General features: G+C 66.8%; 24 protein-coding genes, 1 tRNA gene and 2 pseudogenes. 8 read left to right on the top strand and 19 right to left on the bottom strand.

Going from position 1 to position 26,673, the window contains the following annotated elements:
• Positions 1-270: pseudogene (locus A8G08_RS07825) on the bottom strand (PH domain-containing protein); the annotation flags it as partial.
• Between the two features lie 72 nt (positions 271-342).
• Positions 343-606, bottom strand: a complete 264-nt coding sequence (gene crgA, locus A8G08_RS07820; protein ID WP_068272381.1) for a cell division protein CrgA — start codon at positions 604-606, stop codon at positions 343-345.
• A 122-nt stretch (positions 607-728) separates the two neighbouring features.
• On the opposite strand from crgA, the gene A8G08_RS07815 reads away from it, so the two are divergent.
• On the top strand, positions 729-1,496 hold the full coding sequence (locus tag A8G08_RS07815) for a DUF881 domain-containing protein (protein WP_068272380.1): 768 nt from the start codon (positions 729-731) through the stop codon (positions 1,494-1,496).
• A gap of 41 nt (positions 1,497-1,537) precedes the next feature.
• Positions 1,538-2,182 (top strand): aminodeoxychorismate/anthranilate synthase component II, encoded by a 645-nt coding sequence (locus A8G08_RS07810; protein WP_068272377.1) that lies wholly within the window; start codon positions 1,538-1,540, stop codon positions 2,180-2,182.
• 70 nt (positions 2,183-2,252) lie between these two features.
• Here A8G08_RS07810 and pknB read toward each other — a convergent pair whose 3' ends face one another.
• The 8 genes and pseudogenes from pknB to A8G08_RS27955 form a co-directional block, all read right to left on the bottom strand.
• Positions 2,253-4,145: a Stk1 family PASTA domain-containing Ser/Thr kinase gene (pknB, locus tag A8G08_RS07805; protein WP_068272374.1), complete on the bottom strand. Its 1,893-nt coding sequence runs from the start codon at positions 4,143-4,145 to the stop codon at positions 2,253-2,255.
• Positions 4,142-5,551, bottom strand: a complete 1,410-nt coding sequence (locus A8G08_RS07800; protein ID WP_245672716.1) for a serine/threonine-protein kinase — start codon at positions 5,549-5,551, stop codon at positions 4,142-4,144. The genes pknB and A8G08_RS07800 overlap by 4 nt, the downstream gene beginning before the upstream one ends.
• A gap of 147 nt (positions 5,552-5,698) precedes the next feature.
• A complete protein-coding gene (locus A8G08_RS07795; protein WP_068272372.1) occupies positions 5,699-7,183 on the bottom strand; it encodes a peptidoglycan D,D-transpeptidase FtsI family protein in 1,485 nt (494 codons plus the stop codon).
• 52 nt (positions 7,184-7,235) lie between these two features.
• Positions 7,236-8,690, bottom strand: a complete 1,455-nt coding sequence (locus A8G08_RS07790) for an FtsW/RodA/SpoVE family cell cycle protein (RefSeq protein ID WP_068272371.1) — start codon at positions 8,688-8,690, stop codon at positions 7,236-7,238.
• Positions 8,690-10,129, bottom strand: a complete 1,440-nt coding sequence (locus tag A8G08_RS07785) for a PP2C family protein-serine/threonine phosphatase (RefSeq protein WP_068272368.1) — start codon at positions 10,127-10,129, stop codon at positions 8,690-8,692. Before A8G08_RS07785 ends, A8G08_RS07790 begins: the two co-directional genes overlap by 1 nt.
• A gap of 52 nt (positions 10,130-10,181) precedes the next feature.
• Positions 10,182-10,646: an FHA domain-containing protein FhaB/FipA gene (locus tag A8G08_RS07780; RefSeq protein ID WP_068272362.1), complete on the bottom strand. Its 465-nt coding sequence runs from the start codon at positions 10,644-10,646 to the stop codon at positions 10,182-10,184.
• Between the two features lie 205 nt (positions 10,647-10,851).
• Positions 10,852-12,060 carry an FHA domain-containing protein gene (locus tag A8G08_RS07775; RefSeq protein ID WP_245672717.1) on the bottom strand — a complete coding sequence of 403 codons (1,209 nt, stop codon included), beginning with the start codon at positions 12,058-12,060 and terminating at the stop codon, positions 10,852-10,854.
• Positions 12,061-12,168: 108 nt separating this feature from the next.
• A pseudogene (locus A8G08_RS27955) lies at positions 12,169-12,510 on the bottom strand (DUF3662 domain-containing protein); the annotation flags it as partial.
• A 227-nt stretch (positions 12,511-12,737) separates the two neighbouring features.
• Between A8G08_RS27955 and A8G08_RS07770 the strand changes: the two are divergent.
• From A8G08_RS07770 to A8G08_RS07755, 3 genes are all read left to right on the top strand, one after another.
• Positions 12,738-12,823, top strand: a tRNA-Leu gene (locus A8G08_RS07770).
• 151 nt (positions 12,824-12,974) lie between these two features.
• A complete protein-coding gene (locus A8G08_RS07765) occupies positions 12,975-13,331 on the top strand; it encodes a hypothetical protein (protein ID WP_157108456.1) in 357 nt (118 codons plus the stop codon).
• 265 nt (positions 13,332-13,596) lie between these two features.
• Positions 13,597-14,691, top strand: coding sequence for an ABC transporter ATP-binding protein (locus A8G08_RS07755; RefSeq protein WP_068272346.1), 1,095 nt, complete (start codon positions 13,597-13,599; stop codon positions 14,689-14,691).
• 46 nt (positions 14,692-14,737) lie between these two features.
• On the opposite strand, the gene pcaC is transcribed toward A8G08_RS07755, so the two are convergent.
• The 7 genes from pcaC to A8G08_RS07720 form a co-directional block, all read right to left on the bottom strand.
• Positions 14,738-15,100, bottom strand: a complete 363-nt coding sequence (gene pcaC / locus A8G08_RS07750; RefSeq protein ID WP_281182132.1) for a 4-carboxymuconolactone decarboxylase — start codon at positions 15,098-15,100, stop codon at positions 14,738-14,740.
• Positions 15,097-16,299, bottom strand: coding sequence for a lyase family protein (locus A8G08_RS07745; RefSeq protein WP_068272341.1), 1,203 nt, complete (start codon positions 16,297-16,299; stop codon positions 15,097-15,099). The genes pcaC and A8G08_RS07745 overlap by 4 nt, the downstream gene beginning before the upstream one ends.
• On the bottom strand, positions 16,296-16,850 hold the full coding sequence (gene pcaG, locus A8G08_RS07740; RefSeq protein ID WP_068272338.1) for a protocatechuate 3,4-dioxygenase subunit alpha: 555 nt from the start codon (positions 16,848-16,850) through the stop codon (positions 16,296-16,298). Before pcaG ends, A8G08_RS07745 begins: the two co-directional genes overlap by 4 nt.
• Positions 16,847-17,641, bottom strand: a complete 795-nt coding sequence (gene pcaH / locus A8G08_RS07735) for a protocatechuate 3,4-dioxygenase subunit beta (RefSeq protein WP_068272336.1) — start codon at positions 17,639-17,641, stop codon at positions 16,847-16,849. The genes pcaG and pcaH overlap by 4 nt, the downstream gene beginning before the upstream one ends.
• A gap of 39 nt (positions 17,642-17,680) precedes the next feature.
• On the bottom strand, positions 17,681-19,027 hold the full coding sequence (locus A8G08_RS07730; RefSeq protein WP_068272335.1) for an MFS transporter: 1,347 nt from the start codon (positions 19,025-19,027) through the stop codon (positions 17,681-17,683).
• A gap of 42 nt (positions 19,028-19,069) precedes the next feature.
• Positions 19,070-19,942: a shikimate dehydrogenase gene (locus tag A8G08_RS07725; RefSeq protein WP_068272334.1), complete on the bottom strand. Its 873-nt coding sequence runs from the start codon at positions 19,940-19,942 to the stop codon at positions 19,070-19,072.
• Between the two features lie 130 nt (positions 19,943-20,072).
• The gene (locus A8G08_RS07720; protein WP_068272333.1) at positions 20,073-20,717 is read right to left on the bottom strand and encodes a TetR/AcrR family transcriptional regulator; all 645 of its coding nucleotides are present in this window, start codon (positions 20,715-20,717) and stop codon (positions 20,073-20,075) included.
• Between the two features lie 82 nt (positions 20,718-20,799).
• On the opposite strand from A8G08_RS07720, the gene A8G08_RS07715 reads away from it, so the two are divergent.
• The 3 genes from A8G08_RS07715 to A8G08_RS07705 all read left to right on the top strand — a co-directional run bounded on the left by A8G08_RS07715 (position 20,800) and on the right by A8G08_RS07705 (position 24,642).
• Positions 20,800-22,587: a sugar phosphate isomerase/epimerase and 4-hydroxyphenylpyruvate domain-containing protein gene (locus A8G08_RS07715; protein ID WP_068272330.1), complete on the top strand. Its 1,788-nt coding sequence runs from the start codon at positions 20,800-20,802 to the stop codon at positions 22,585-22,587.
• Between the two features lie 32 nt (positions 22,588-22,619).
• The gene (locus tag A8G08_RS07710; protein ID WP_068272392.1) at positions 22,620-23,483 is read left to right on the top strand and encodes an exodeoxyribonuclease III; all 864 of its coding nucleotides are present in this window, start codon (positions 22,620-22,622) and stop codon (positions 23,481-23,483) included.
• Positions 23,484-23,580: 97 nt separating this feature from the next.
• Positions 23,581-24,642 (top strand): zinc-binding metallopeptidase family protein, encoded by a 1,062-nt coding sequence (locus A8G08_RS07705; RefSeq protein WP_068272328.1) that lies wholly within the window; start codon positions 23,581-23,583, stop codon positions 24,640-24,642.
• Here A8G08_RS07705 and A8G08_RS07700 read toward each other — a convergent pair.
• A complete protein-coding gene (locus tag A8G08_RS07700; RefSeq protein WP_222844248.1) occupies positions 24,639-25,958 on the bottom strand; it encodes an MFS transporter in 1,320 nt (439 codons plus the stop codon). The genes A8G08_RS07705 and A8G08_RS07700 overlap by 4 nt on opposite strands.
• A 36-nt stretch (positions 25,959-25,994) precedes the next feature.
• Positions 25,995-26,552, bottom strand: coding sequence for a TetR/AcrR family transcriptional regulator (locus A8G08_RS07695; RefSeq protein ID WP_068272326.1), 558 nt, complete (start codon positions 26,550-26,552; stop codon positions 25,995-25,997).
• Positions 26,553-26,673 lie beyond the last annotated feature (121 nt).

Below are 26,673 nucleotides of genomic sequence, written 5' to 3'. Positions count from 1 at the left end.
GAACGTGTGCACGCCGGTCAGTCGCCGCACGATCAGCTCGGCCGGTGGGCCCGGGCGGATGGCGAGGCGCGGTCGCTGGAGAAAGCCGAAGGCCGCGACCACGAGCAGGCCGAGCGCGGCGAGCCCTATCAGCAGTCGCCCTGCGGGCTCGTTGTCGACAAATACCGCCGCAACGAGCAGCACCAGGCCGCCGACCAAGACCGCCACCAGCGCAGGCGCGGGCGTTGACCAGTTCAGGTCGCGACCCGCGGTCGGGTCAGGCGCTGCCACGGTTATCCACAGGAGAAGTCCACAGTGTGGAAAAACGACAGCGGTGTAATTCGCGGCGATCCAGGGTTGCGATCAGCGCCATCGCATCGTCATGACCAGGCCGATCACCATCAGCCCGAATCCGATCGCGAAGTTCCACGCGCCCAGATTGTTGATCCACTCGATGCTCTCGGCGGCGAGGTAGTACACGATCAGCCACACCAGGCCCGCGAGCATGAAGCCCAGCATGATCGCCACGTACCAGGCCGGCGACGGACCGGCCTTCACCTTGACCGGCGTCCTGCTGGCGGGATTGGAGGAGTAATCCGGCTTCTTCCGGACCTTCGACTTCGGCATGACTTCTTTCACCCTTTCGGCTGTTCGAGGCGCTGCGGCGTGTTCGCGCGCGCCGTGCCCGGCGCGGTCGCGCTCCAGATTGGTCGCATCGCAACGTCCCTCTAAAGGCTAACCTAGCTGCAATGACACCCCCTCCGGAAGCCGGCGACCGGGCCTCGCGCAGGGCCGGCGGCACCGCATGGAAGGTGCTCGTGCTCGCCGTGCTCGCCCTGGCGGGGATGTTGTTCGCGACTACCCGCACGGTCTCGCACGGAAATGAACTGCGCAGCAGCGATTCCGGACGGCTATCGGATCTGGTTCGTGCCGCGCAAACCGATGCCGATGACGCCGAGCACGAGCGGGACGCCTTGCTCGACCGAGTGCAGCAGATGCAGCGCGACGTCGCCTCGTCCGACCGCGAGGTGGCCGGATTGCTCGAGCAGTCCGACGAGCTCGATGTCACGGCCGGTCTCGCCGAGCAGCGTGGGCCTGGGGTGATCGTGACGCTGACCGACGCGACCCGGGATGCGCGGGGGAGCTATCCGGCCGATGCGGTGCCCGACGATCTCGTGGTGCATCAGCAGGACGTGCAGAGCGTGCTCAACGCGCTGTGGGCCGGCGGGGCGGCCGCGGTAGGGATGCAGGACCAACGCATCGTCGGCACATCCGCGCCGCGCTGCATCGGCAACACGTTGCTGCTGCACGGCCGCACCTACAGTCCGCCGTACCGCCTCACCGCCGTGGGTGATCCGGCTCGGCTTCTTGCGACTCTCGACGCGGAACCAGGTATTCGCACGTTCCGGCAGTACGTGGCGAAGTTCGGCCTCGGTTTCGCCGTCGAGGTGCGTGATGACGTGACCGTCCCTGCTGCGCCCGCACCGGGTCCGGCGCATTTTGCACAGCCCGGTTAGGGCCTATGAGGGGGCGAAGGGCGTTCGCCTACCCTTGGTCCATGCGGATTCTCGTTGTCGACAACTACGACAGCTTCGTGTTCAACCTGGTGCAGTACCTCGGCCAGCTGGGCACGGACGCAGTGGTGTGGCGCAACGACGTCCCCGAACTCGCCGATCCCGTCGCGGTGGCAAAGGATTTCGACGGCGTGCTGATCAGCCCGGGGCCGGGCACGCCGCAGCGCGCGGGGTCGAGCATGGCCATGGTGTCGGCGTGCGCGGAGACCGAAACGCCGCTGCTCGGCGTGTGTCTCGGCCACCAGGCGATCGGTGCCGTTTTCGGCGGCACGGTCGATCGCGCGCCGGAGCTGCTGCATGGCAAGACGAGCCTTGTGCACCACAACGATGTCGGCGTCCTCGCCGGACTGCCCGATCCGTTTGTCGCGACGCGGTACCACTCCCTGACGGTCCTGCCGGAGACGATTCCCGCGGAACTCGAGGTGACAGGGCGTACCGAGACCGGCATCGTGATGGCGATGCGGCACCGCGAGCTACCGATCCACGGCGTGCAGTTCCACCCGGAGTCGGTGCTCACGCAGGGCGGGCACCGGATGCTGGCGAACTGGCTCGGTGTGTGCGGCGCCTCGCCCGCCGATGGGCTGGTTCGCTCGCTCGAAGCCGAGATGAACGCACTCGCGAACTACTGAATCCAGCGCGCGGCCGAAAACTTCGGCTCGCCGGTCCGGCGAAATCAGCCCGGACCGGCGAACCATTGGCTCAGCCCGGAATGCCGAGTGCGCCGACGCCCACCATGAGTGCAGCGGTTTTGCCCACGTCGGTACCGGCTGACGGCGTCTGGGACAGGATGCGGCCAACCTGTCCGGGATCCAGCGTGCGCTCCGGGCGCTGCTGAAGGTCTATCGCGGAACCCTGCCAGCCGGCGGCCCGCAATGTCCCGAGCGCCTGCGGAACTGTTTGCCCGGTGAGGTCGGGCATGCGAATCCGATCGCTGTCGGACACCCGGACGGTCACTGTCGCGCCCTTGTCGGCCTCGGTACCGCCGCCAGGACTGGTGGACAGGACCTCGCCAGCGGGGCGAGGGGAGATGGTCGGCTGGATCAGCACCTTGAACCCGGCACCCTCGAGGTTGGGCTGGGCCACGTCGATGCTTTGCCCGACGACGTTGGGTACCCGCACCTGCTCGGGCCCGCCACCGAGGGTGATGACGACGGCGCTGTCAATGTCGAGATTCACGCCCGCGCCCGGACGCTGGTCTATTACCTTGTCCAAGTCGACGGCGCTCGACGGTTGGCGCTCAGCGTTGTCGTCGATCCGCAACCCGACGGCTTCGAGCGCCGCCTTGGCCTGGTTGCGGTCCAACCCCGTCAGCTTCGGCACCTGCACCTGCTTGGGCCCAGTGGACACCTCGAGGATCACGGTGCTGCCCCCGTCGGCGCGTGAGCCGGCCAGCGGCCGCGTAGCGATGACCCGGCCCGCCTCGATGTCGCTGTCGGGTTTCTGCTGGATCTCCACGCGGAACCCGAGATCCTGCAGATTCGACTGTGCCTGTGCTGATGGCGCGCCTGTGAGGTCGGGAACGGCCACCTGGTCGACGGACCCGGTGGATCGCCACAACCAGCCGCCGCCGACGAGCAGGATGGCGGCCACGAGCAGGGCGAGCACCGTGTAGCGCCGCCGCCGGTTGGGTTTCGCTTCGCCGTTGCCGTCCGCTTCTACGCCGTTGTCGTAGCCACGGCGCGGCGGCGGGTTGTCCGGGCCGAGCAAGGTGGAGCGGTCCTCGTCGGTCATCACCATCGGCGCACTCGGCTTCTGGCCGCCGAGTACGCGGATGAGGTCGCTGCGCATTTCGGCCGTGGTCTGATAGCGGTTCGCCGGGTTCTTGCTCATCGCCTTGAGCACGACCGAATCGAGTTCGCGCGGAACGCCGTCATGGACCAGCGACGGCAGGCGGGGATCCTCGCGCACGTGCTGGTAGACGACGGCTACAGGTGAGTCACCGGTGAAGGGCGGTTCGCCGGTGAGGATCTCGTAGAGCACGCAGCCGACCGAGTACACATCCGAGCGGGCATCGACAGCGCTACCCTGCGCCTGCTCGGGCGACAGGTACTGCGCGGTGCCGATCACCGCGGCGGTCTGCGTCATCGGGCTGCCCGCATCCGCGATCGCGCGGGCGATGCCGAAGTCCATCACCTTCACCGCGCCGGCGCGGTTGAGCATGATGTTCGCCGGCTTCACATCGCGGTGCACGATGCCCTTGCGATGGCTGAAGTCGAGCGCGGCGCACACGTCGGCGATGATCTCCATCGCGCGCCGCGGCGGGATCGGTCCGTTCTGCCGGACCATGTCGCGCAGGGTGACCCCGTCGACGTACTCCATCACGATGAATGGCAGCGGGCCGGTCTCGGTCTCCGCCTCGCCGGTGTCGAACACCGCGACGATTGCCGGGTGATTCAGCGCTGCCGCGTTCTGCGCCTCGCGGCGGAACCGCAGGTAGAACGTGGGGTCGCGGGCGAGATCGGCACGCAGCACCTTGACTGCGACGTCCCGGTCGAGCCGGAGGTCGCGAGCCTTGTGCACCTCCGACATTCCGCCGAAGCCCAGAATCTCGCCCAGCTCGTAGCGGGCGGAGAGCTTGCGCGGAGTCGTCATCGGGCCCCTGCCGGTGGCGTCGTGGTCGTGGTGGCGGGCAGACGGCGGCGCTGCGTCGTCGTGGTTGTGGGCTCGTCCGTCGGCTCGTCGCCGCCGAACGCACCCGGAATCCTCGGTGGAGGAAAGTTCGGGAACAACCCGCGCGTGGTTGTGGTGGTGGTCGGTTCCGTCGTCGTCGGTTCCGTGGTGGTCGGTTCCGTCGTCGTCGGTTCCGTGGTGGTCGGTTCCGTCGTCGTTTCTTCGGTGGTCGTCGTCGGCTCCGGCTCGGTGGTGACTTCGCGGGTGGTCGTCGGCGGCGGGAGCGGCGGAGGTTCGACGACGGTGGTGGTCGGCGCGATCGGTTCACTGCCGCCGTTGTCGAGTAGCAGGAAGACCCCTACGAGCAGGGCAGCGAGCAACAGTCCACCCGCGGTCCAGGCAAGGAGCTTCTGGGTCGGGGTGAAGCCACCACTGTCGTCGTCGTACTCGGCCGGCTCCTGGCCGTACTGGCCCGTCTGCGAGGTGAGCAGGGCGGTGCTGCCGGCCGCGACCGGCGGCAGGACCCGCGACGACGTTCCGCCGGGAAGCGGCGGATTGTGTCCGGCCGCGACGGCTGCGACGGCATCGGCGAACTCTGTCCCGTCGCCGTAGCGGGTGGTCGGGTCCTTGGTGAGGGTGATCTCGATCAGCTGCCGGATATTGGCCGGGATGTCGGCGGGCATCGGCGCCGGTGCCTCGCGCACGTGCTTCATCGCGACCGTCACCGGGCCGTCACCGATGAACGGCCGCTGTCCGGCGAGCGCCTCGTAGCCGACCACCCCGAGCGAGTAGATATCGCTGGCCGAGGTCGCTTCCTGGCCCATCGCCTGTTCCGGCGCGATGTACTGGGCAGTGCCCATCACCATGCCGGTCTGGGTGACGGGCGAGGAGTCGACGGCCTTGGCGATACCGAAGTCGGTGATCTTCACCTGGCCGGTGGGCGTGATGAGGATGTTGCCCGGCTTCACGTCGCGGTGCACGACACCCGCGGTATGCGCCACCGCGAGCGCGCGGCCGGTCTGCTCGAGCATGTCGAGGGCGTGCGGAATGGAGAGTCGCCCGACCCGGCCGAGCACCGAGTTCAACGGCTCGCCGCGCACGAGTTCCATTACCAGATAGGCGGTTTCGGCACCGGCCGCATCGCGTGTCTCGCCGTAGTCGTAGACGCCCGCGATGCCGGGATGGTTCAGCTGCGCGGTGGTGCGCGCCTCGGACCGGAACCGCTCACGGAAGGTTGGGTCGCTGGAGAACTCGGTCTTGAGCACCTTGATCGCAACTCGACGGTCGAGCCGGTTGTCGGTCGCTTCCCACACCTGCCCCATGCCGCCGGTAGCGATCAATCGCTGCAGCCGATAGCGATCGGCGATCACCGCGCCGTTGTTCAGCACTGCTCCGCCTCTCGATCGCTCGTGTCCGGTACTGCTGGGATCGGTATTGCTTCGGTCCGCCGGGTCTTGCATCGTAGTGGCGGATTTTGTAGTGCCATCGTCCACGGTGGCCGCGTTCGTTTCGTTACCTGGGTCGTGGTGTCCATCTCACCCGGCCAATCCGGCTGCGATGACCGCGCGCCCGATTGGGGCGGCCACCGAGCCGCCGGTTGCTGCCAGTGCCCGGTCGCCGCCATTCTCGACGAGAACCGCTAACGCGATCTTGGGGTTCTGCGCCGGCGCGAAGGCGATGTACCACGCGTGCGGCGGGGTGTTGCGCGGATTCGCCCCGTGCTCGGCGGTGCCGGTCTTGGACGCGATCTGGACTCCGGGGATCTTGCCACCGCCGCCGGTGTTGTTCTCCGAGCCGATCATGAGATCGGTCAGGGTCGAGGCGACCTCGGGGCGAATCGCCTGCCCGACGGCTACCGGCTGGGTGGTAGCCAGCGCGGTGAGGTCCGGGCTCTGCAGCTGCGACACCAGGTGTGGCTCCATCCGGGTACCGCCGTTGGCGACTGTCGCGGCGACCACAGCGTTCTGCAGTGGAGTCAGCGCGACGTCGCGCTGGCCGATGCTGGACTGGCCGAGCGCCGCGTCGTCCGAGATCGAACCGACGGTGCTGCCCGCAACCGGAAGCGGGATGTTGCTCGGCGAGGCGCCGATGCCGAAGCCGAGGGCCTGCTCGCTCAGCGTGGAGGCGCCGGTCTTGATCCCGAGCTCGACGAACGCGGTGTTGCACGATCGTGCGAAGGCCTCGCGCAGCGACGCTGTCGGAGCCGGGCCGCACGGCGTCCCGTTGTAGTTCTCCAGCGTGGTCGACGTGTTGGGCAGCGTGATGTTCGGCGCGGCGGTCAGCTGTTCCTCCGGATTGCGACCCGAGGACAGCGCGGCCGCCGTCACGACCACCTTGAACGTCGATCCGGGCGGGTAGGTCTGCGAAATCGCACGGTTGAGCAGCGGCATGTTCGGGTCGCTGCTGAGCTCGTCCCAGGCTGCCGTCGTCGTCGCGCCGTCGTGGCTCGACAGCAGGTTCGGGTCGTAGCTCGGGGTCGACACCATCGCGAGGATATTGCCCGTACTCGGCTCGATCGCGACCACCGAGCCGGTGTAACCCTTCGCGGTCAGCTGGTCGTAGGCGACCTGCTGCATCGCCGGGTTCAGCGTGGTGACGACATTGCCGCCGCGCGGGTCGCGCCCCGCAAACAGATCGAAGAACCGGCGGCCGAACAGGCGGTTGTCCGACCCGTTCAGCACCGGGTCGGCGGCGCGCTCGAGGCCTGTGCTGCCGTACAGGAGCGAGTAGAAGCCGGTCGCCGGGGCATACGCGAGCGGGCTGCTCGGCGCCGACGGGTTGACCGGGTAGGTGCGCAGGTACTTGTAGCGGTCGTCGGTCGGCACCGACACCGCCAGGATCTGACCACCCGCGGAGATCTGGCCGCGCTGGCGCGCGTACTCGTCCAGCAGCACGCGCGAGTTCCGCGGGTCGGCGCGCAGGTCGTCCGCGTTGATGACCTGGACGTAGGTGGCATTGGCGAGTAGCGCGACGATCATGACCATGACGGCGATGGCGACACGGCGAAGCGGAGTGTTCATGAGGCGTAGCCCTGACGGAGGAGCGCCGGTGCGGCGTGGTCGAAGAATCGCCTCATGTGCGCCTCAACATTTCTGTTGGCGCGTCAGCGATCGGTCCGGGTGCCTTCTTCTTCGCGGGTGCAGGTGCTCGGGCTGCGTCGGAGATCTTGATCAGCAGCGCGAGCAGGATGTAGTTCGCGAGCAGCGACGAGCCGCCATAGGAGATGAACGGCGTGGTCAGCCCGGTGAGCGGGATCAGCTTGGTGACGCCGCCGACGACGACGAACAGCTGGATCGCGATGGTGAACGCAAGGCCGGCGGCGAGCAGCTTGCCGAAGCTGTCGCGCACGGCGAGGGCGGTGCGCAGGCCGCGGACGATGAACACCGCGTAGAGCATGAGTACCGCAGCCAGCCCGATCAGCCCCAGTTCCTCACCGATCGTGGCGACGATGAAGTCGGTCTTGGCGAAGGGCACTTGCCCCGGCCTGCCGCCGCCGAGCCCGGTGCCCGCCAGCCCGCCCGTGGCGAGGCCGAATAGCGACTGCGAGATCTGATACCCGGTGTTGTTGTAGTCATCGAACGGGTGCAGCCAGGTATCGACGCGAATCTGCACGTGTCCGAACGCCTGGTAGGCGAAGACGAATCCAAGTGCGAGCAAGCCGCCGCCGATGATGAGCCAACCGACGCGTTCGGTCGCGATGTAAAGCATCACCAGCACGGTGCCGAAGATCAGCAGCGACGTGCCGAGGTCCTTCTCGAACACCAGCACACCGACCGAGACGACCCAGGCAACGAGGATCGGGCCGAGGTCGCGGGCACGCGGGAAGTCCATGCCGAGCACATGTCTGCCGGCGGTGGTGAACAACTCGCGCTGCGAGACGAGGACCGAGGCGAAAAAGATGATCAGGAGAATCTTCGCGAACTCGCCGGGCTGGACGCTGAAGCCGGGCAACCTGATCCAGATCTTCGCGCCGTTCGTCTCGGACAAGGTGCCGGGCAGGAGCGCCGGAATGGCCAGCAGAACGAGCCCGGTGAGGCCGAGGGTGTAGCCGTAGCGCGCGAGCAGTCGGTAGTCGGTCAGCAGGATCAGGACCGCGAGGAACCCGATCAGCGCGAGCGCGGTCCAGAGCACCTGCTGGTTGGCATCAGGCGACGGAATCGGCAACGCGTTGAACCGGGCGTTCTGTGCCTCTGCAAGGTCGAGGCGATGGATCAGCACGAGGCCGAGCCCGTTGAGCAGCGCCACGATCGGCAGAAGCAGCGGATCGGCGAAGGGCGCGAAGCGACGCACGGCCAGATGGGCGACCGCGAACATCCCCGCGTAGGCCGCGGCGTACTTCACCAGGTCCAGGGTCAGTGCCTGCTCCTGACTTGCCTCGACCAGCACGAGCGACAGCGTCGTGATGAGCACCGCGAACCCGAGTAGCAGAAGCTCCGCGTTGCGCCGGTTGGACGGGCGCGGAGCTGGTGCGAAGCCACTCGGTGGACTGGGGATCGACCCGGTCGACGGAGATTGCGGTTCCGCCATCAGTTCGCTTCCCTGCAGTTCTGGCCGGGAATCAGGCTGGGTGTCGGAGTGGGGGTCGGTAGCGGGATCTGCTCGGGCGGCAGTGGGGCCGCCGGGACGACGGGCGGCGGTCCCGGCTCACCTGGCGGCACCGGGGGGGCCGGCGGGGGAGGAGGAGGGGTGGTCGTGGGTTCAGGCGGGCAGGTCGGCAGCAACTCGCCCTTGACCAGGTGGGCCATCTGCGCGCGCGCCTCGGCGAGCGAGCCGGACGGCAGCCCGGACATCACTTGCTCGCGGGCCGTCGGCTGGAGATCGTCGACGGTCAGAACACGGCAGGCGGTGGGTCGTGCATGCGGAGCGACGAGGGTGAGTTCACCCTGATCGCTCACGCAGCCGACGAGGCTCACCTCTTGCAGCGAGTAGCCGAAGATCGAGCTCGGGATACCGCGCATCACAACGACCCGGTTGACGTCGTCGCCGACGTAGTAGTTGGCGCGGACCAGTTTCGTCCCGACGCCCGCGCCGATTGCGAGCAGGAGGATGATCCCGGCGGAAATGAGCAACCAGCGCAGGCGGTGGCTCTTGCCCTCCTCGGGTTCCGGTTCGGCCACCACCCGCTTTGGCGCTGGCGGCGGCGGTGGCCGCAGCGCTGCGGCGCGACCGGCGGCCGTGTTCGGAGCGGGTCCGGGCTCTTGGTCCTCGCCGGACGCGGCACCCGCGACGATCGGGTGGCTCTGCCCGTAGTCGAGGTCGATGACATCGGCGACGACGACCGTGACGTTGTCCGGGCCGCCGCTGCGCAGTGCCAGCTCGATGAGGCGGTCCGCGCACTCGTCCTGCCCACCCTCGCTCAGCGCATTCGCGATCGTCTCGTCGCTCACGACATCGGAGAGGCCGTCGGAGCACAGCAGGTAGCGGTCACCTGCGCGGGCCTCGCGCATCGTCAGCGTCGGGTCGACCTCGTTACCGGTCAGCGCGCGCATGATCAGCGATCGCTGCGGATGTGAGTGAGCCTGCTCGGGCGTGATCCGGCCCTCGTCGACCAGGGACTGAACGAAGGTGTCGTCACGCGTGATCTGGGTGAGCACGTCGTCGCGCATCATGTAGGCGCGCGAGTCGCCGATGTGCACGAGGCCGAGCTTGCGGCCGGCGAAGAGAATGGCGGTGAGCGTCGTGCCCATGCCGTCGAGCTCGGGTTCGGCCTCGACGTGTTCGGCGATGGCGGCGTTGCCGTCGTACACCGAGGTCTCGAGCTTGCCGAGCAGATCGTCGCCGGGCTCGTCGTCATCGAGGTGCGCGAGCGCGGCGATCATCAGCTGCGAGGCGACCTCGCCCGCCGCGTGGCCGCCCATTCCGTCGGCGAGCGCGAGGAGGCGTGCACCGGCATAGACCGAGTCTTCGTTGTTGGCACGAACGAGACCGCGATCGCTACGCGCTGCGTACCGGAGGACGAGAGTCACCCTGCGTGGTCCTTCCGGTATGCAATGCGGACCGAGCTCGGGGCGTACGTGCTCACGACCGAAGCTCGATCACAGTCTTTCCGACGCGCACTGGGGTGCCGAGCGGAACGCGGACAGCGGTGGTCACCTTGGCACGATCGAGATATGTGCCGTTGGTGGAACCGAGATCCTCTACATACCAGTCGGAGCCGCGCAACGATAGCCGCGCGTGCCGAGTGGAGGCGTAATCGTCGGTGAGGACGAGCGTCGAATCGTCTGCCCGTCCGATGAGCACTGGCTGGGTACCGAGCGAAATACGGGTGCCGGCCAGCGACCCTTGCGTGACCACGAGATACCGGGCGTCCTTCTGGCGGTTGAACGATGACCACACCGTTGCGCTGCGCGATGAGCGTACGGGCACGCGCATACCGGACGCTGCGTAGATGTCGCTGCGCAGCGTGCGCAGCACGGCCCAGACGAACAACCAGAGGAGGATCAGGAACCCCGCCCGTGTGAGCTGCAAAATCAGACCCTGCACAGGGATACACCTCCTCCCGCGTCGACCCCGACATCGACGGCTTCCGAGCACGCATCCGAGCGGGATCGTGCTGGCAGCATCATAGGGTCTGAGGGATTGCGATCACGACAAGTTGTGGGCGCCGCGGCGGTGCGGTCCCGCGACAATCCGATCAAACGTCGTCTTGCGTGGTAACCGCATGCCGCGGCGACGACTACGGCGTGGATCAGGCGATCCGGACGATGATGTCGGAATGACCGGCCCGAACGACGTCGCCGTCGGCGAGCTGCCAGTCCTGCACGGTCGCGCCGTTCACCGAAGTGCCGTTGGTCGAGCCGAGGTCGCCGAGCATCGCGACCTGACCATCCCAGCGAATCTCGAAGTGCCGCCGCGAAACTCCCGTGTCGGGAAGCCGGAAGTGCGCCTCCTGGCCACGTCCGATCACGTTGCTGCCTTCGCGTAGCTGGTATGTGCGCCCGCTGCCGTCGTCGAGTTGCAGGGTTGCCGTGTATCCGGCCTGGTAGCCGCCCTGCTGGTCGTAACCACCCTGCTGGTTGTTGTAGCCGTAGTCGCCGCGACCGTACCCGGCGTTGTACCCGGGGTAGGCGTACCCCGGCTGCTGCGCGTACGACTCGCCGCCGTAACCGGCACCCGGCTGGGCGGGCGGCGAGTAGGAGCCGTCGTAGCGCGGATCCTGGTAGGAGGGCTCGGGCGTGTGTCCGCGATCGCGGTAGCCCTCGTCGGCCGGCGGCTCGTGGTCCGGGTAGCCGTGGTCGCTGTAACCGTGATCCGCGTACCCGGGCGCGTAGCGCTGGTCCTGGTGCGGCTCATTCGGGTACCGCTCCTGGTAGGCGGGTGCCTCCGGCGTCTCCCAAGGGGCGGGCGAGTCTTGCGCGTGCGACTGCTGCCCGTAGCCGCCGCGATCGTAGGCCTGGTAACCCTGCTCGCGGTACGGCTCACTTTCGTACGCGGGCTGTTGGGGCTGGCCACCCCGCTGGGCGTACGGATCGCCGGCGTGCCCGCCATCGGAGTAGGCCCGATCGGCCTGGCCGTAGCCCGCGGAGCCACCGGCCGCCGGACCGGGATCGACCGTTCCGCCTGCGGCGGGGCGGGGATCAATCGAATCGCCCGCGGAGAGACCACGATCCGGGCCGCGGTTCGTGCCCGGCTCGCGCTGCGGCAGGCGTGGGCGGTCGGCCTCGGGCTGCGGCGCCTGCTCCCGCTCCTGCGGTCGATCGCCGGGGACCTCGTAGCTGCTCGGGTGCTGCTGCGCCGCTCCACCGGCAAAGCCGCCATACGCCCGGAAGGCACCGCCTTCGTTCGCCCGGAAGGAGCCGTTGCGCTGTGCGCCGACATCCGCCGGCACGTAGGCACGGGACTCGTCGCCCGGTTCACCGGCGGAACTGCCGGGACCGTGGCCGGGGTTCTGCGTCATGGGACCTGCTCCTGGTTGAGGGGGGTTCGGACGGCGATCCGGACCTCGTGGTGGCCGGTTCGCAACGTTCGGACCAACGTCTGGATCGACGCGCCCGCGCGTGCGGAACTGACCGGTGTGCAGATTAGGCGACGGCTCGAACTCGACGTGCACGTCTCCATATGTCTGCCACCCTTGCTCACGGATGTAGCCATCAAGATGCCGTGAAAATGTGCGGACCGCCAGGTCGTGATCGGCCGCAAGGCGTTCGTGATCCGATGTGTTGATCGAGATGACATAGCTATTCGGCGCGAGGCGATGACCGCCGTCGAGGTCTCGCACCTGATCTGCGGCCTCCCGCTCGAGTGCGCTCTCCACTTCCTGAGGCATCACACTGCCACCGAAAACCCGGGCGAACGCATCGCCGACAGCGCTCTGGAGCCTGCGTTCGAACCGCGAGACGATTCCCATCGCTGCCTCCTTTCGACGACTTTCGCCGACCGCATTTTGCTCAGCAGTCAGCGTGTCGGCACATGCCGGACGTACCCGTCATGATATCGAGCAATTGCCTCATGGGTAACAGTGGAACGGTGCGCTGGGTCACCGTGGCCCGCCGCAGGTCAGCGCACGTTACGTGAGGTGGGACGACCGTTTTCAGTTCTCGCGGACTAGCGTGATAGTGTTCCGGTTCGTTGCTCGGGCGAGTGGCGGAATGGCAGACGCGCTGGCTTCAGGTGCCAGTGTCCTTCGGGACGTGGGGGTTCAAGTCCCCCTTCGCCCACCACAGCAGTTCGACAAACTGCAACACCACGGCCACAACCGATCAGGTTGTGGCCGTTCGTGTATCACCCCCGTTATCTGCACATGTACTCTGTGCCAGCCAACCTGTGGCAAACGCTCATTTAGACATTCCGAGAAACGGGGGGGATATACCGTTGAAGCTTCGTGCAGGCATGGCCGCGCTGGGTATCGCGGCAGCGATGGGTTCGATGATCGGATTCGCCACTCAGGCTCAGGCGGGTCCAGCTACGTTCCCCGGATTCGGAGACCTGAGCTTCCCAGATTTCGCCGTGCCCACGTGTGCACACGCTTCTGAGGGATCCCTCGCGGTGCTCAATTGCGATAACCCGTCGGATAACGCCGCTGCGTTGGCCATGGCGGTGAAGTGCAGCAACGGCGTCACACTGAACTTCGGTGACGTCATTGCGGCCCACGAGAATCGTCGCTTCGTCCAGGACTGCGGCCCTGGTGCTTCGGCCGTGTTCTGGGGTGGCGGCGTTCGCCTGCTCTGATCCTTCGCAGACAACTTTTGGCTACACATGTTCCAGCGTGTACAGGCTTTTCTCGTGCGCAGCGTCGGCAATGCCGGCGCTGCGCAGTCGTTTGAGCAGAAACCTATCCGGGCAACCATCCAGCGCGGCAGTTCGGCGACGTTTGCCCAACGTCTCGGAACTATCTCTATCTCGAGAGACTCAGAAAACATTCTGTCAGGTATGGTGACCCAAGCCACAACCTACGGCGGGTGATGCTTGCCGGATCGATTTGGGGAGGACAAGCGTGGGCGTCGAAGTCAGCACCCATCACGTAACGAAGCGATTCGGGTCGCAGACGATCTGGCAGGACGTGTCCCTGACATTGCCGTCCGGTGAGGTGTCCGCGCTGCTTGGCCCGTCCGGTACGGGTAAGTCCGTCTTCCTCAAGTCGTTGATCGGTCTGCTTCGCCCCGAAGAGGGCTCGATCCTGATCGACGGCACGGACATTACGACCTGCTCGCACAAGGAGCTCTACGAGATCCGCAAGCTGTTCGGTGTGCTGTTCCAGGACGGCGCGCTGTTCGGCTCGATGGATCTCTACGACAACGTGGCGTTCCCGCTGCGGGAGCACACCAAGAAGTCCGAGTCCGAGATCCGCAAGGTCGTCATGGAGAAGCTGGATCTCACCGGTCTGATCGGCGCGGAGAACAAGCTGCCGGGTGAGATCTCCGGCGGTATGCGCAAGCGCGCCGGCCTGGCCCGCGCCCTCGTGCTCGATCCGCAGATCATCCTGGTTGACGAGCCGGACTCGGGTCTGGACCCGGTGCGTACCGCGTACCTGTCTCAGCTGTTGATCGATATCAATGCCCAGATCGATGCGACGATTCTGATCGTGACGCACAACATTTCGCTCGCGCGCACCGTGCCGGACAACATCGGCATGCTTTTCCGCCGATCGCTGGTGATGTTCGGTCCTCGTGAAGTGCTGCTGACCAGCGACGAGCCGGTCGTCAAGCAGTTCATCAACGGTCGCCGGCTGGGTCCCATCGGAATGTCCGAGGAGAAGGACGAGACCCAGATGGCCCAGGAGCAGGCCATGGTCGACGCCGGTCATCACGACGGCTCGGCCGAAGAGGTCACCACGATCATCCCGCAGATCCGGGCCACCCCGGGCATGCCGGAGCGCCAGGCCGTCGGACGTCGCCGTGAGCGGGTCCGCGAGATCATGCACACCCTCCCGCCGGAAGCTCAGGCCGCGATCCAGGACAGCCTCGACCACGCCGACGAGTACAACCACGACTACGGCGACTACGACGAGAAGCCGGACTACGGCGGCGACGACGCCCAGACTCAGGCGATCCCGGCGTACCGGGACGAGAACTACCAGAGCGCCGGCTAACCGATACGTCAAACCGGGTGCCCACTGACGTGGGCACCCGGTTTTGCTATTCCGCTGCCAACACTTCCGCGGCAATCCGGAACGCGGAGTTCGCATCCGGCACACCGCAGTAGATCGCCGACTGCAGGATCACTTCCTTGATCTCGTCGGCAGTCAGCCCGTTCCGCCGGGCCGCGCGCACGTGCATGGCCAATTCCTCGTGATGGCCGCGAGCGATCAAGGCCGTCAGGGTGATCATCGAGCGGGATTTGCGGTCCAGGCCGGGCCGGGTCCAGATCTCGCCCCACGCGTAGCGGGTGATGAAGTCCTGGAAGTCGGCGGTGAAGTCGGTGGTATTGGCGATGGCGCGGTCGACGTGCGCGTCACCGAGCACTTCGCGGCGTACCGCCATGCCTTCGTCGTAACTCACGAGCTCCCCTTCAGATAGTTCCGGCCGCGTTCGACGGCGGTTTCGACAAGGAGGTCGGTGGCACCGAGGTACGACGCCGTGGGTGGCCTGCCGGTCAACCCGGCCATCGTCTGCTGCTCCGCCAAAATCCCGTGTGCCGCTTCAAGATTCGCTGCGGCGCGTGCGGTATCGAAGCGCAGGTTCGCGAGCAGATCTGCGGCCTGGTCCGCGGCGACGACGGTCCGCCGTGCCAGCGTTCGCAGCGTTGCCCACTCGGCATGCCATCCGCCGTCGGTGCGCTCATCGAGGCTCGCCGCGGACGCGGCATGCAGCGTGGCACCGAGGCCGGGCGCGGCGAGTGCCGCCCGGCGCAGCAACACGGTGAGGACGGGATTGTTCTTGTGCGGCATGGTCGATGAGCTGCCACCGGACCCTTCGGCGAACTCGCCGATCTCCGCGCGAGCACCCACCGAGATGTCGTTGGCGACGTGGCCCCAGGCGTCCGTGCACGTGACGAGTGCATCCCCGATGCGCGTCACAGCTGCTCGGCTCGTGTGCCACGGATGCGCACGAGCCAATCCGAGGCGGTCGGCCAACGCGTCGGCCAGCGAGACCGCTGCGGCCGCAGAACCACTCAGTTCGGTACCGGCGGCCAACGTTCCCGCAGCACCGCCCACCTGAACCGGCAGCGGGACCACCGCCTCGAGCGCGTCGGCAGCGTCGAGGATGCTCTGCAACCACACCGAGAACTTGCGACCTGCTGTGGTCGGCAACGCCGGCTGCGTCAGCGTGTGCGCGAGTATCGGTGCGTCCCGGTGCTTTTCGATCAAGCCGAGCAATGCCTGGACCTGCGTGACGAGCCGGGCGGCCACGACATCCAGCGCGTCGCGCAAGCACAGCAGGAGGGCGGTGTCGACGACGTCCTGGCTGGTGAGGCCTCGGTGGAGCCACCTCGCGGGCTCATCGCCGGCCCGATCGCGCAGGAGCGCCACGAGGCCCGAGACCGGGTTGCCATCCTGCTCAGCCCCTTCGGCAAGCGCAGCGACGTCTTCCGCGCCGACCAGACCGGTCAGATCGGCTGTCGCGGCGGTAGGTGCCACGGCGGAGTCGACAAGCACTGCGAGCCACGCGTTCTCAACCGCTACCAGCGCGTCGAGATACGCCCCGTCGCTCAGCAGCGCGCCGGCGCGGTGGTCTCCCGGCCACAACAGATCGCTCATTCGTGCCCGGGGTAGCGCAGGAACACCGTCTCGTCCTCGCCCTGCAGTCGGATATCGAACCGCAGACCCTGCTCGTCGCGTTCCGCGATGAGGGTGTTGCGGCGCTCCTCCGGAAGAGACTGCAGTAGAGGATCATTCGCCACACCATCGCCCGGCACGTACGCGCGGGTGAACAGCCGGTTGAGCAGTCCGCGGCCGAAAACGGTGACCATGATGAACGGCGCCTTGCCGGGCTCGGTAGGGCCCGGTTGGACCGTGGTGAAGCTGAAATGACCGGCGTCGTCGGTGGATGCGCGGCCGAAGCCGGTGAATGTCCAACCGTCGCGATGCAGCGATCCGGGTGACCGGGAAATCTCACCGTCGGCGTCGGCCTGCCAGATCTCCAGCATCGCATCAGGCACGGGCTTGCCGTCGCCGTCGGTCACGGTGCCGTGGAAGCGAATCGAACCGGGCGACTGCGGCGGAACGAGTTCGTCGCCGCGTTCGAAGGGGAGGGCGTAACCGTAGAACGGGCCGATCGTCTGTCCCGGGGTGGCAATCATGAGACTCATCGCGCCTCTCCCTCAGCGTTTTCGAAGACGGTGCGATTCGATCCGGTGAGCACGATGTCCCAACGGTAGCCCGTGCACCATTCGTGGGTGGTCACGTCGTGGTCGTAGCTCGCGACGAGCCGGTCGCGGGCCTTCTGATCGGTGATCGACTGGTAGATCGGGTCCAGCGCGAACAGTGGATCGCCGGGGAAGTACATCTGCGTGATCATCCGCTGAGTGAATTCGGTTCCGAACAGCGAGAAGTGGATATGCGCCGGTCGCCACGCGTTGCGATGGTTCTTCCACGGGTACGGTCCCGGCTTGATGGTCGTGAAGCGGTACCAGCCGTCGTCGTCGGTCAGGCAGCGTCCGACACCGGTGAAATTGGGGTCTAGCGGCGCCGGGTGCTGATCGCGCTGGTGCACGTAGCGGCCAGCGGCATTGGCTTGCCAGATCTCGACGAGCTGGCCGCGGATCGGATGTCCCTCGCCGTCGACGATGCGTCCGGTTACCACCGCGCGCTCGCCGATCGGCTCGCCATTGTGCTGAATCGTGAGATCCGATTCCAGCTTGTGCACGTCGCGCGCGCCGAACACGGGTGTCCAGAGTTCGAGTGTCTCCGGGTCCGCGTGGTGCAGGTCCTTGGTGGGATGGCGCAGGAGGCTGCTGCGGTACGGAGGGTAGTCGAGGCGCGGCTGGGTCTCTTCAATCCCAGCTTGCTGGTAGCCGGCCTCGATCGCCTCGATCTCGGCGTTCAGATCGGCCTGGCTGGCCGACGCGCTGTCCGGGTTGGTGTTGATGGTGCGGGTCATATCACTGCTCCGGGAATCTGGAATCCGAGGGGACCGGTCCTACTGGAGGACAAGCTCTTTTGGGGCGACGGCGTCTTTGCGCAGGCCGAGCTGTGCGGTGGGCACGTCCTTGGTCTCTCGCGCGGTCAGCGCGGCGGCCGCGGCAATGAGGCAGATGACGGCGGTGAAGAGGCTGATGACGGTCCAGCCGCCTTCCCGGACGCCGCCGAGCGCGGTGACGATCGACGGTGCGAAACCAGCCATCAGGAAGCCGAGCTGGGTGCCGATTGCCATGCCGGAGAAGCGGACCCGGGTGGAGAACATCTCGCCGTAGAACGAGGGCCACACCGCGTTGGCCGCTGCGTAGCCGCACGAGAAGGTGGCGACGGCGAGGGCGAACGTGATCAGGTGATTCCCCTGGCTCATGGAGATCATGTAGAACGGCATCAGTGCCGCCGAGGACAGCGCGCCGTAGATGAAGACCGGCTTGCGGCCGATCTTGTCGGCGAGCTTGCCGAAGAACGGCTGAGTGAGTAGGGCACCGATATTCGCCACAACCACGAGCCACAGTGTCAGGTCCGCGTCGAGACCGACCTTCTTGCCGTAGGCGAGGGCGAGGTTGGCGAAAACCGTTGAGACGACGGCGATGAACGCGCAGAGGATCACGCGAAGCACGTCCCGCCAATGGTCACGCAGCAGCGGTACGAGCGGCATCTTCGCGATCTCGCCGGCTTCCTTGGCCTGGGTGAATTCCGGGGTCTCGTGCAGCTGACGGCGAATGAAGTAGGCGACGACCACAACAGCGGCGGACAGCCAGAACGGCACGCGCCAGCCCCAGCTGTACTTGGCCTCATCGGGCAGCGCCATGAACGGGATCATGATGAGCGAGGCCAGGATCAAACCGCCCTGGGTTCCGGTCAACGTCCATGAGGTGAAGAAGGAACGTTGATCGTCGGGGGAGTGTTCGAGGGTCAGCGAACTCGCGCCGGCCTGTTCGCCGGCCGCGGACAGGCCCTGCATCAATCGGCACAGCACCAGCAGCACGGGAGCCAGCCAGCCGATCCTGTCGTAGCTGGGCAGGCAGCCGACCATGAAGGTCGAGATACCCATCAGCACGAGGGTGAACATCAGCACCCGTTGGCGTCCGACGCGGTCACCGAAGTGACCGAGGATGACTGCACCGACCGGTCGGGCGATATAGGCGAACCCGAATGTCGCGAACGACATGACCAGAGCCGCGTCATCGTCGGAGGGGAAGAACACGTGCGGGAAGATCAGCGCCGCGGCAGCGCCGAAGAGGAAGAAGTCGTAGTACTCCACCGCGCTGCCCATGAAGCTGGCCAGCGCCGCCCGTCGTGGCGTTCGCTGCGGAGGCGCCTGCGGGTGTGGTCGGGAAACAGTGCTCATATCGGGGCTCCTGGGTATGAATTCTGCTGGCTGCGGCGGAGTTCAGGAAGGGTTTGCGACGAGTCGGCGGAAGTGACGCGACATGCGAGCCGCGTCCGGGGTGATGCCGGTGATCAGAGCGAATGCATCGACGGCCTGATAGACGGCCATATGACCGCCGTCGAGGGTCCGGCATCCTGCTGCTCGCGCGGCCTGGAGCAGCGCGGTGTCGAGCGGACGGTAAACGATGTCGGCGACCCACAGGTGCGGGTGCAGGAGAGCGGGATCGAAGGCGATGCCGGGGTGTTCGGCCATGCCCATCGGTGTCGCGTGGACGACGCCGTCGGCGGCGGGGAGCAGCACCGACAGCTTGTCGAACGATGAGGCGTCGATGTGGGCGAGCGGGTGGCGCTGCGCCAGTCCGGCGACGAGTGCGGTGGCTTTGTCGATGTCGACGTCGACGACGGTGAGGTGCCCGGCGCCGAGTCGCAGGAGTGCGTCGGCGACGGCGGTGCCCGCGCCGCCGGCACCGACCAGTACGACGTGATCGAGTGCGGCGTCGGGCAGGCCTTCGACGAATCCGCTGGCGAAGCCGGTGGTGTCGGTGTTGTGGCCGACCAGACCGTCGGCGGTGAAGAGCACGGTGTTGACGGCGCCGATCGCGGCGGCGACAGGATCGATCCGGTCCAGATGCGGCAGCACGATCTGCTTGCACGGGTGGGTGACGTTCACGGCGTTGTAGCCGAGAGTGCGCGCCCAGTCGAGGATCTCGCCGACGCGGGTGGGGGCTACGTTCAGGGCGTCGAGGTCGAGGGTCCGGTAGACGTAGTCCAGACCGTGGGCCCGACCCTCGGCCATGTGCAGGGCCGGGGTCAGTGACGGGCCGACGCCGGTGCCGATCAATCCGACGACGTAGCCGGTGGGGCGCTGGTTCATGAGCCACTCTCCGTAATGTACGAACTAGTACGTTCAGAAAGCAGTACAGCACCGTGCGCCACGCCGCGTCAAGGCAAAAGTGTGATCGAGATCTCGGTCGATTGACCGGTTCGGCGCGAGGCGCCGGGATTCAGGCCCGGTTGGTTAGCCAGCCGACGACCATGTCGCCGAGCATTCTGCGCAGGTGGGCGCGCTGAGACGTCTCGGTCAGGTCGACGTCGAAGAGGTATCCGAAGGTGAACTGGTTCGCTACCTGGAACACGCAATACGAGCTGATCACGAGGTGGACATCGAGGGCGACCACGTCTTCACGGAACACCCCGGCATCACGACCGTCGCGCAGGATCTCGTCGAGCAGCGAGGTGGCCGGCGCCGACAGTTCCGGCAGGTCGGCGAGCTTCCGGATGAACTCGCCGCGGTGGATGTTCTCGATCGAGACCAGCCGGATGAACTCGTCGTGGGCGATGTGATGGTCGAAGGTGACCTCGGCGAGACGCCGGATGGCCTCGACGGGATCGCGATGATCGACCTTCAGCTTCTGCTCGGCCTCACGGATGCCGCGATATGCATTCTCGAGAACGGCCAGGTAGAGGCCCTCTTTGCCGCCGAAGTAGTAGTAGATCATCCGCTTAGTGGTGCGGGTGCGCTCGGCGATCTCGTCCACCCGGGCGCCGGAGTAGCCGGACTCGGCGAACACCTCGGTAGCGATCGCCAGCAACTCGGCGCGGGTGCGCTCGGCGTCGCGCAGGAGTTCGGCTTTCGGCTTTGCGGCCACGGCGGATGAGCTTACTGCGCTCGCCCGCAGTTCCGGTCGCGCCACCCTTGTTCGCTAATTAACTAATTGGTACATTCGAGTGATGCAGACCTCGATCGCGACCGTGTCGCTGTCCGGATCACTCGTCGAGAAGCTGCACGCATGCGCGGCGGCTGGGTTCGATGGAGTGGAGATCTTCGAGCCCGATCTCATAGCGAGCGACCACTCGCCGGAGGAGGTCCGTGCACTCGCCGGCCGGCTCGGCCTCGAGCTTTACCTCTATCAGCCGCTGCGCGATCTCGAAGGCGTCGACGAGGAGACCTTTGCCGACAACCTCCGCCGCGCCGGCGCGACCTTTCGTACCGCACAGCGGCTCGGTATCGACCTGGTCCTGGTGTGCAGCAATGTCGCCACGGCGACCGTCGACTCGGATGAGGTGTCGGCCGATCAGTTGCGTCGGATCGGTGACCTGGCGCAGGAGTTTGGGATCCGCATCGCCTACGAGGCATTGGCCTGGGGTCGTTTCGTCGACGACTACCGGCGCGCGTGGCGGATAGCGGAACTGGCCGACCATCCGGCCGTCGGCGTATGCCTGGACAGTTTCCATGTCCTTTCCCGTGGCCACGACCCAGCGGCGATCGAGCAGATTCCTGCCCACAAGATCTTCTTCCTGCAACTCGCCGACGCCCAGCCGTTGAGCATGGACGTGCTGTCGTGGAGTCGGCACCATCGCAAGTTCCCAGGTGAGGGCGCGTTCGATCTCGCCGGCTTTGTCCGGCATGTGCTCGCCGCCGGTTACGACGGCCCGTTGTCGCTCGAGGTATTCAACGACACCTTCCGGCAAACCGACCCCGGTCCCACCGCAGTGCACGCGCTGCGCTCGTTGCTGTGGCTGCAGGACGCGCTGCACCTCATCCCGATCACGGACGCGAAGCCGCCGGTCGGCTTCGACTTCGTCGAGATCAAGGCCGAGGACACGAGCGAGGTCGAGGTGCTGCTGGGCCAGCTTGGCTTCACCCCGCGCGGCAGGCATCGCAGCAAGCCGGTGTCGTTGTGGACCGCCGGGGCGGCGCGTGTGGTGCTCAACGAACAGCAGGCGCGCGACCAACTGCCGCACGTCGCCGCAATCGGACTCCAGGTGCCCGACGCCGACGCGACCTCGCGCCGCGCCGCCGAACTCATGGCGCCCGTCGCCTACCGGCGGACCTACGCCTCCGAACAACCCTTCGGCGCCGCGATCGCACCCGATGGCACCGAGTTCTTCTGGGTCACCGATCCACCCGACGGTGTCCCGGCGTGGGTCGGCGAGTTCCGCGATGGCCTGACCGAGGCGCCGGGCGCCGTGCATCGGATCGACCACGTGAACCTGTCGCAGCCGTGGCAGACCGCCGACGACGCGGTGCTGTTTCTCGCCGGCATTTTCGGCCTCTCGGCGGACGCTCCCGGTCAGTTGCCCGGGCCGACCGGCCTTATCCGGAGCCAGGTGGTGCGGACGGACGACGGTGCAGTGCGTATGCCGCTCAACGTCGCTCCGCAGGCTATCGACGCCGCGCAGTTGCCACAGCACGTCGCGTTCGGCTGCAGTGACGTGATCGGACTCGCGCGCGCGGCGCGCGGAGCCGGACTCGAATTCCTCGCCGTCCCCGACAACTACTACGACTATCTGCGCGGGCGGTTCGGCCTCGACGAAACCCTTGTCGCCGAACTCCGCGACCTCAGCCTGCTCTACGACCGGGGGCCGGGCCGGGACGGCGGACATTTCGTGCACTTCTACACCCGCACGGTCGGTTCGGTGTTCTTCGAGTTCGTGCAGCGCTTCGACGGATACGACGGCTACGGGGTCGACAACGCGCCGGTGCGGCTCGCGGCGCAGCGTCCACGGCGAAGCTGACCGATTCGTGGGTGCCCACTAGCGTGGACACCATGCGGGTCGCGACCTGGAATGTGAACTCCGTCAAGCAGCGGCTTCCTCGCCTGCTGCCCTGGCTCGATGAGCGCGCCCCGGACGTCGTCTGTCTGCAGGAAACCAAGCTCGGCAACGAGGCCTTCGCCGAACTGCTCGCCGACCAGCTAGCCGAGCGCGGATACGAGTACGCGGCGAATGGCGAAACACAGTGGAACGGCGTCGCACTCCTGTCGCGGGTCGGTCTGACCGATGTCGTCAGCGGACTCCCTGGCGCGCCGGGCTTTCCCCATCTCGAGGCGCGTGCGGTGTCGGCGACGTGCGGCGGCGTTCGGGTGCACTCGCTGTACGTGCCGAACGGCCGCGAGCCCGATTCCGACCATTACCGGTACAAGCTCGAGTGGCTGGACAAGCTGCGCGCGGATGTCGAGTCAGGGCCGGACGAGGTGCTGGTGTGCGGCGACATGAACATCGCTCCTACCGATGCCGACGTGTTCGATCCCGATGCTTACATCGGGCAGACCCATGTCACCCCGCCCGAGCGGGCGGCGCTCGCTGCGCTGCACGACCTCGGCCTCCGCGATGTCGTGCGGGATCGCTGGCCCGACGAGCGGGTGTTCAGTTACTGGGACTACCGCGCCGGGATGTTCCACAAGGACCTCGGAATGCGGATCGATCTCGTTCTCGCAGGTGCCCCGGTCGCGGAGCGGGTACGCGCGGCGTGGATCGATCGCCAGGCGCGCAAGGGGACCGGCCCGAGCGACCATGCGCCGGTGATGGTGGACCTCGACGAAGCGCCGGATGGGGACATCGGGCCGATGGTGCCGCCACCGTCGGCGCACGCGCCCAAGCGTGGTGCACACAAGCTGCCGCAGGCCCGCTGAACGAGATTCGGCCCGGCCGATTGTTGGCCCGCGCGGCGCGCTGCTGCGTGCAAGACTGGGCCGAGCCCGCCGCGGGCGGGCAGACGAGTGAGGCCCGATGATCGCATTCGCTTGCCCCCGTTGCCGCGGGTTCGTTGCGTTCGAGGACAAGTCCTGCAAATGGTGTGGCTGCGAGGTCGCACTGCACCTGCCGAGCGAATCCATGGTGCTCGTCGAAGGCGAAAACGGCGCGGTGACCGTCGACGGCAGCGGCTGGCATGCCTGCTCGAACCGGCACTGGTTGTGCAATTGGCTGGTGGCCGACGACTCGGGGACCCCGCTGTGCCTGGCCTGTTCACTGGTCCGTCGCCGACCCGATTCGGATGACACGATCGCCATGGAGAAGCTTGCCGAGGCGCGAACGGCATTGCGCCGGTTGGTCTTCCAGTTGCGTGATCTCGAGTTGCCGATCACTCCGTTCTACGACCGTGACGGCGGACTGGCCTTCGACCTGCTCTCGACGTACTCGAACAATGAGAAGGTCCTCATCGGTCACGCCAACGGCGTGATCACCATCGACCTGGTCGAGACCCTCGACGACTACCGGGAGCGCCTACGCGTCGCACTCGGTGAGCCGTACCGGACCATGCTCGGGCACTTTCGGCACGAGATCGGCCACTACTACCAGGCGGTCCTCGTCCGTGACGGGGCTTTGCTCGACCGCTGCCGGGAACTCTTCGGCGACGAGCGCGCGAGCTACTCCGACGCGCTGGACCGGCATTACGAGTTCGGTGCCCCGGAGGACTGGCGCAGGGCGTACATCTCCGAGTACGCGACGATGCACCCGTGGGAGGACTTCGCCGAATGCTTCGCGCACTATCTGCACATCACCGACACGCTGCAGACAACCGCCGAGGCCGAGGTGGTCTGGCACGCGAATCCGCAACGGGGATACCCGATTTCGGACGTCGTGCCGCAGCGTAGCTACCGAGGCGAGAACGCCGACCGGATGCTGTGGGACTGGACCTGCGCCACCGTGTTCTTCAACCTCGTGAACCGGTCGATGGGTAAATCCGACCTGTACCCGTTCGAGATCAACGGTGTTGTCGCGGAGAAGATTTCCTTTGTACATGACGTCGTTCGGCACGCCGCAGACAGAAATGTGTCCGGCGCTCGCTAGCCGGGATCTGCCGCTTTGCCGGGGATGGAATCGCGCAGAGCGAGCGCCGCGAGCGCACCAAGCACCAGCACCACGGGCATGACCCACAGCGCCGCACGGAAATCGCCGAGAGTGGGATCGTTCGGCAGCAGATAACCCGGGATCACCTGCAGTGCACCGCCGACGATGAAGCAGACACCGTTGACGACGGCCGCAGAGCTGCCGATCAGGTTGGGCGACACGGATTCTCCGGCGACGGTGAATCCGAGCATGTGCGTTCCGGCGAACAGGCCAACGGCGAACATGACCACCATGCTCGCGCCTGGACCGTTCGCCGGGCCGTAGATGAAGAGCGTGACGGCGACTGCTTGTAAGAGCAGACCGATCACTGCGGGGCGGCGGCGGCTGTGCCACCGGTTCGAGACCACGTTGACCAGTGGAGCACCGAACGCCATACCCAGCCATGCCAGCGCGGTAAGTACAGCCGCGAATCCCGAAGACGCACCCCGCGCATCCTGAACGCGCGGGCCCCACAGCACCCCCACCGAGAGCATCGTGCCGAACGCCGCCCCGGCGAAAAGCGCGGACAGCACGACCTGCCGATTGCCGATGCAGGCACGGAGGTTGCGCAGGATCCCGACCCACACATTCGTGGTGGGACGGGCGATACGAGCGGTCCCCGGGGCGGGCGCGGGATCGCGGACGAGAAAGCCGAACGCGATGGTGAGCAACACTCCCGCCGAGGCGAATCCGGCGAGTAGTTGCTTCCAGGTCATCAGCTCGAGCAGCGCGGAGATCGTGGGCTGGCCGATCGCCGACCCCACCGATGCGCACATCTGCACCAACCCGAACATGAGGCCGTACCGGGCGGCGTCGAACCATTTGCCGCCGACATAGCCGGCGCCGACGAAGCCGAAGGACGCACCGAGAGCCAGGACGATCTGAGCGAGCACGAGCATGCCGAACCCACTGGTTGCGGCGTAGAGGAAGGCACCGACCGTGACGAGCGCGACGGCTAGTGCGAGCAGCGGTCGGGTGCCGTATCGGTCGAGTAGCGAGCCCGAGAAGAACTGAAAGATCGCGAAGAACACGGTGTAGACCGAGGCCGCGGCGCTGACCTGGGCGAGGCTCAGCCCGGCGTCCTCTTGGATCTGTGGCGAGACGATCGCATAGCCGGTCTGGATCGCGAACAGCCACACGACGAACGCGGTGGCGAGGAGCCAGATGACCCAGGCCTCGGGTCCGCCGAGTCGCGCGGTGTCCTTGCCGAAGAACGACGTTGCCGCGCGGGTGTAACCGTCGGTGGGGTCCGACATCACGACCACAAACTCTTCCACCGATGCGGAGGCCGCGGGGTGGAATGAGCGGCGGGGCTAGGGGCGCTTCGCCTTGATGGGTTTCGCGCCGGTCGCGCTGAGCAGGCGCTTCACGACCTTCCGGTGCAGCACGGGTTCGCTTTCGGGCAGTCCGAGCAGGGCGGCGAGGTAGATGCCGTCGCCGACCAGTCTGACGATCTCGGCCTGGACTGGATCGTCGATCTCGCGCTGCAGTCCGGAATCCCACGACCGCATTACCTCGACGAGGGCCTGCTGCACCTCGCTATCGGTGCCGTCGACACTGCGCATCACGGCGAGCATCGAGCGGAACAGTGCGACCTCGCGCGCGTCGGTCGAATCGCCGGGTGCGAGGTACCACTCTGCAACCGATTCGCCCTGTTCGACGGCCTCGGCGAGCTGGGAATCGGCCCGTTCCCCGAGACGCCGAACCATCCCCGCGAACAGCGCGTCCTTGGATTTGAAGTGGTAGAGCAGGCCGCCCTTGGACACGCCTGCGGCTGCGGCAACCGCTTCCAGCGTGACCTGTTGCGCGCCGCGCTCGAGCAGCAACTGTTCGACGGCGTCGAGGATTCGATCGCGGGTGCCTGCGGCCATGGCGTCAGTCTAGCTACTGTACCGGCTGGACGGTTTAGTGCTAGGCTGACTGTACCGGCTGGACGGTTTACTCGCGCTCTGGCCGACCCCGTGTGAACGGAAGATCCGTTGCGTTGAACGG

The organism is Aldersonia kunmingensis (genome assembly GCF_001646865.1).
Taxonomy (GTDB): domain Bacteria; phylum Actinomycetota; class Actinomycetes; order Mycobacteriales; family Mycobacteriaceae; genus Aldersonia; species Aldersonia kunmingensis.
The sequence above is the reverse complement of the archived record's forward strand: the minus strand, read 5'-3'. Positions and strand labels throughout refer to the sequence as shown.

What these genes read in the sequence shown, in the direction of transcription:
- crgA (WP_068272381.1), bottom strand. Translation starts at nt 606, where the DNA reads ATGCCGAAGTCGAAGGTCCGGAAGAAGCCGGATTACTCCTCCAATCCC.
- A8G08_RS07815 (WP_068272380.1), top strand. Translation starts at nt 729, where the DNA reads ATGACACCCCCTCCGGAAGCCGGCGACCGGGCCTCGCGCAGGGCCGGC.
- A8G08_RS07810 (WP_068272377.1), top strand. Translation starts at nt 1,538, where the DNA reads ATGCGGATTCTCGTTGTCGACAACTACGACAGCTTCGTGTTCAACCTG.
- pknB (WP_068272374.1), bottom strand. Translation starts at nt 4,145, where the DNA reads ATGACGACTCCGCGCAAGCTCTCCGCCCGCTACGAGCTGGGCGAGATT.
- A8G08_RS07795 (WP_068272372.1), bottom strand. Translation starts at nt 7,183, where the DNA reads ATGAACACTCCGCTTCGCCGTGTCGCCATCGCCGTCATGGTCATGATC.
- A8G08_RS07790 (WP_068272371.1), bottom strand. Translation starts at nt 8,690, where the DNA reads ATGGCGGAACCGCAATCTCCGTCGACCGGGTCGATCCCCAGTCCACCG.
- A8G08_RS07775 (WP_245672717.1), bottom strand. Translation starts at nt 12,060, where the DNA reads ATGACGCAGAACCCCGGCCACGGTCCCGGCAGTTCCGCCGGTGAACCG.
- A8G08_RS07745 (WP_068272341.1), bottom strand. Translation starts at nt 16,299, where the DNA reads ATGAGCGATCTGTTGTGGCCGGGAGACCACCGCGCCGGCGCGCTGCTG.
- pcaG (WP_068272338.1), bottom strand. Translation starts at nt 16,850, where the DNA reads ATGAGTCTCATGATTGCCACCCCGGGACAGACGATCGGCCCGTTCTAC.
- pcaH (WP_068272336.1), bottom strand. Translation starts at nt 17,641, where the DNA reads ATGACCCGCACCATCAACACCAACCCGGACAGCGCGTCGGCCAGCCAG.
- A8G08_RS07730 (WP_068272335.1), bottom strand. Translation starts at nt 19,027, where the DNA reads ATGAGCACTGTTTCCCGACCACACCCGCAGGCGCCTCCGCAGCGAACG.
- A8G08_RS07725 (WP_068272334.1), bottom strand. Translation starts at nt 19,942, where the DNA reads ATGAACCAGCGCCCCACCGGCTACGTCGTCGGATTGATCGGCACCGGC.
- A8G08_RS07715 (WP_068272330.1), top strand. Translation starts at nt 20,800, where the DNA reads ATGCAGACCTCGATCGCGACCGTGTCGCTGTCCGGATCACTCGTCGAG.
- A8G08_RS07710 (WP_068272392.1), top strand. Translation starts at nt 22,620, where the DNA reads ATGCGGGTCGCGACCTGGAATGTGAACTCCGTCAAGCAGCGGCTTCCT.
- A8G08_RS07705 (WP_068272328.1), top strand. Translation starts at nt 23,581, where the DNA reads ATGATCGCATTCGCTTGCCCCCGTTGCCGCGGGTTCGTTGCGTTCGAG.
- A8G08_RS07695 (WP_068272326.1), bottom strand. Translation starts at nt 26,552, where the DNA reads ATGGCCGCAGGCACCCGCGATCGAATCCTCGACGCCGTCGAACAGTTG.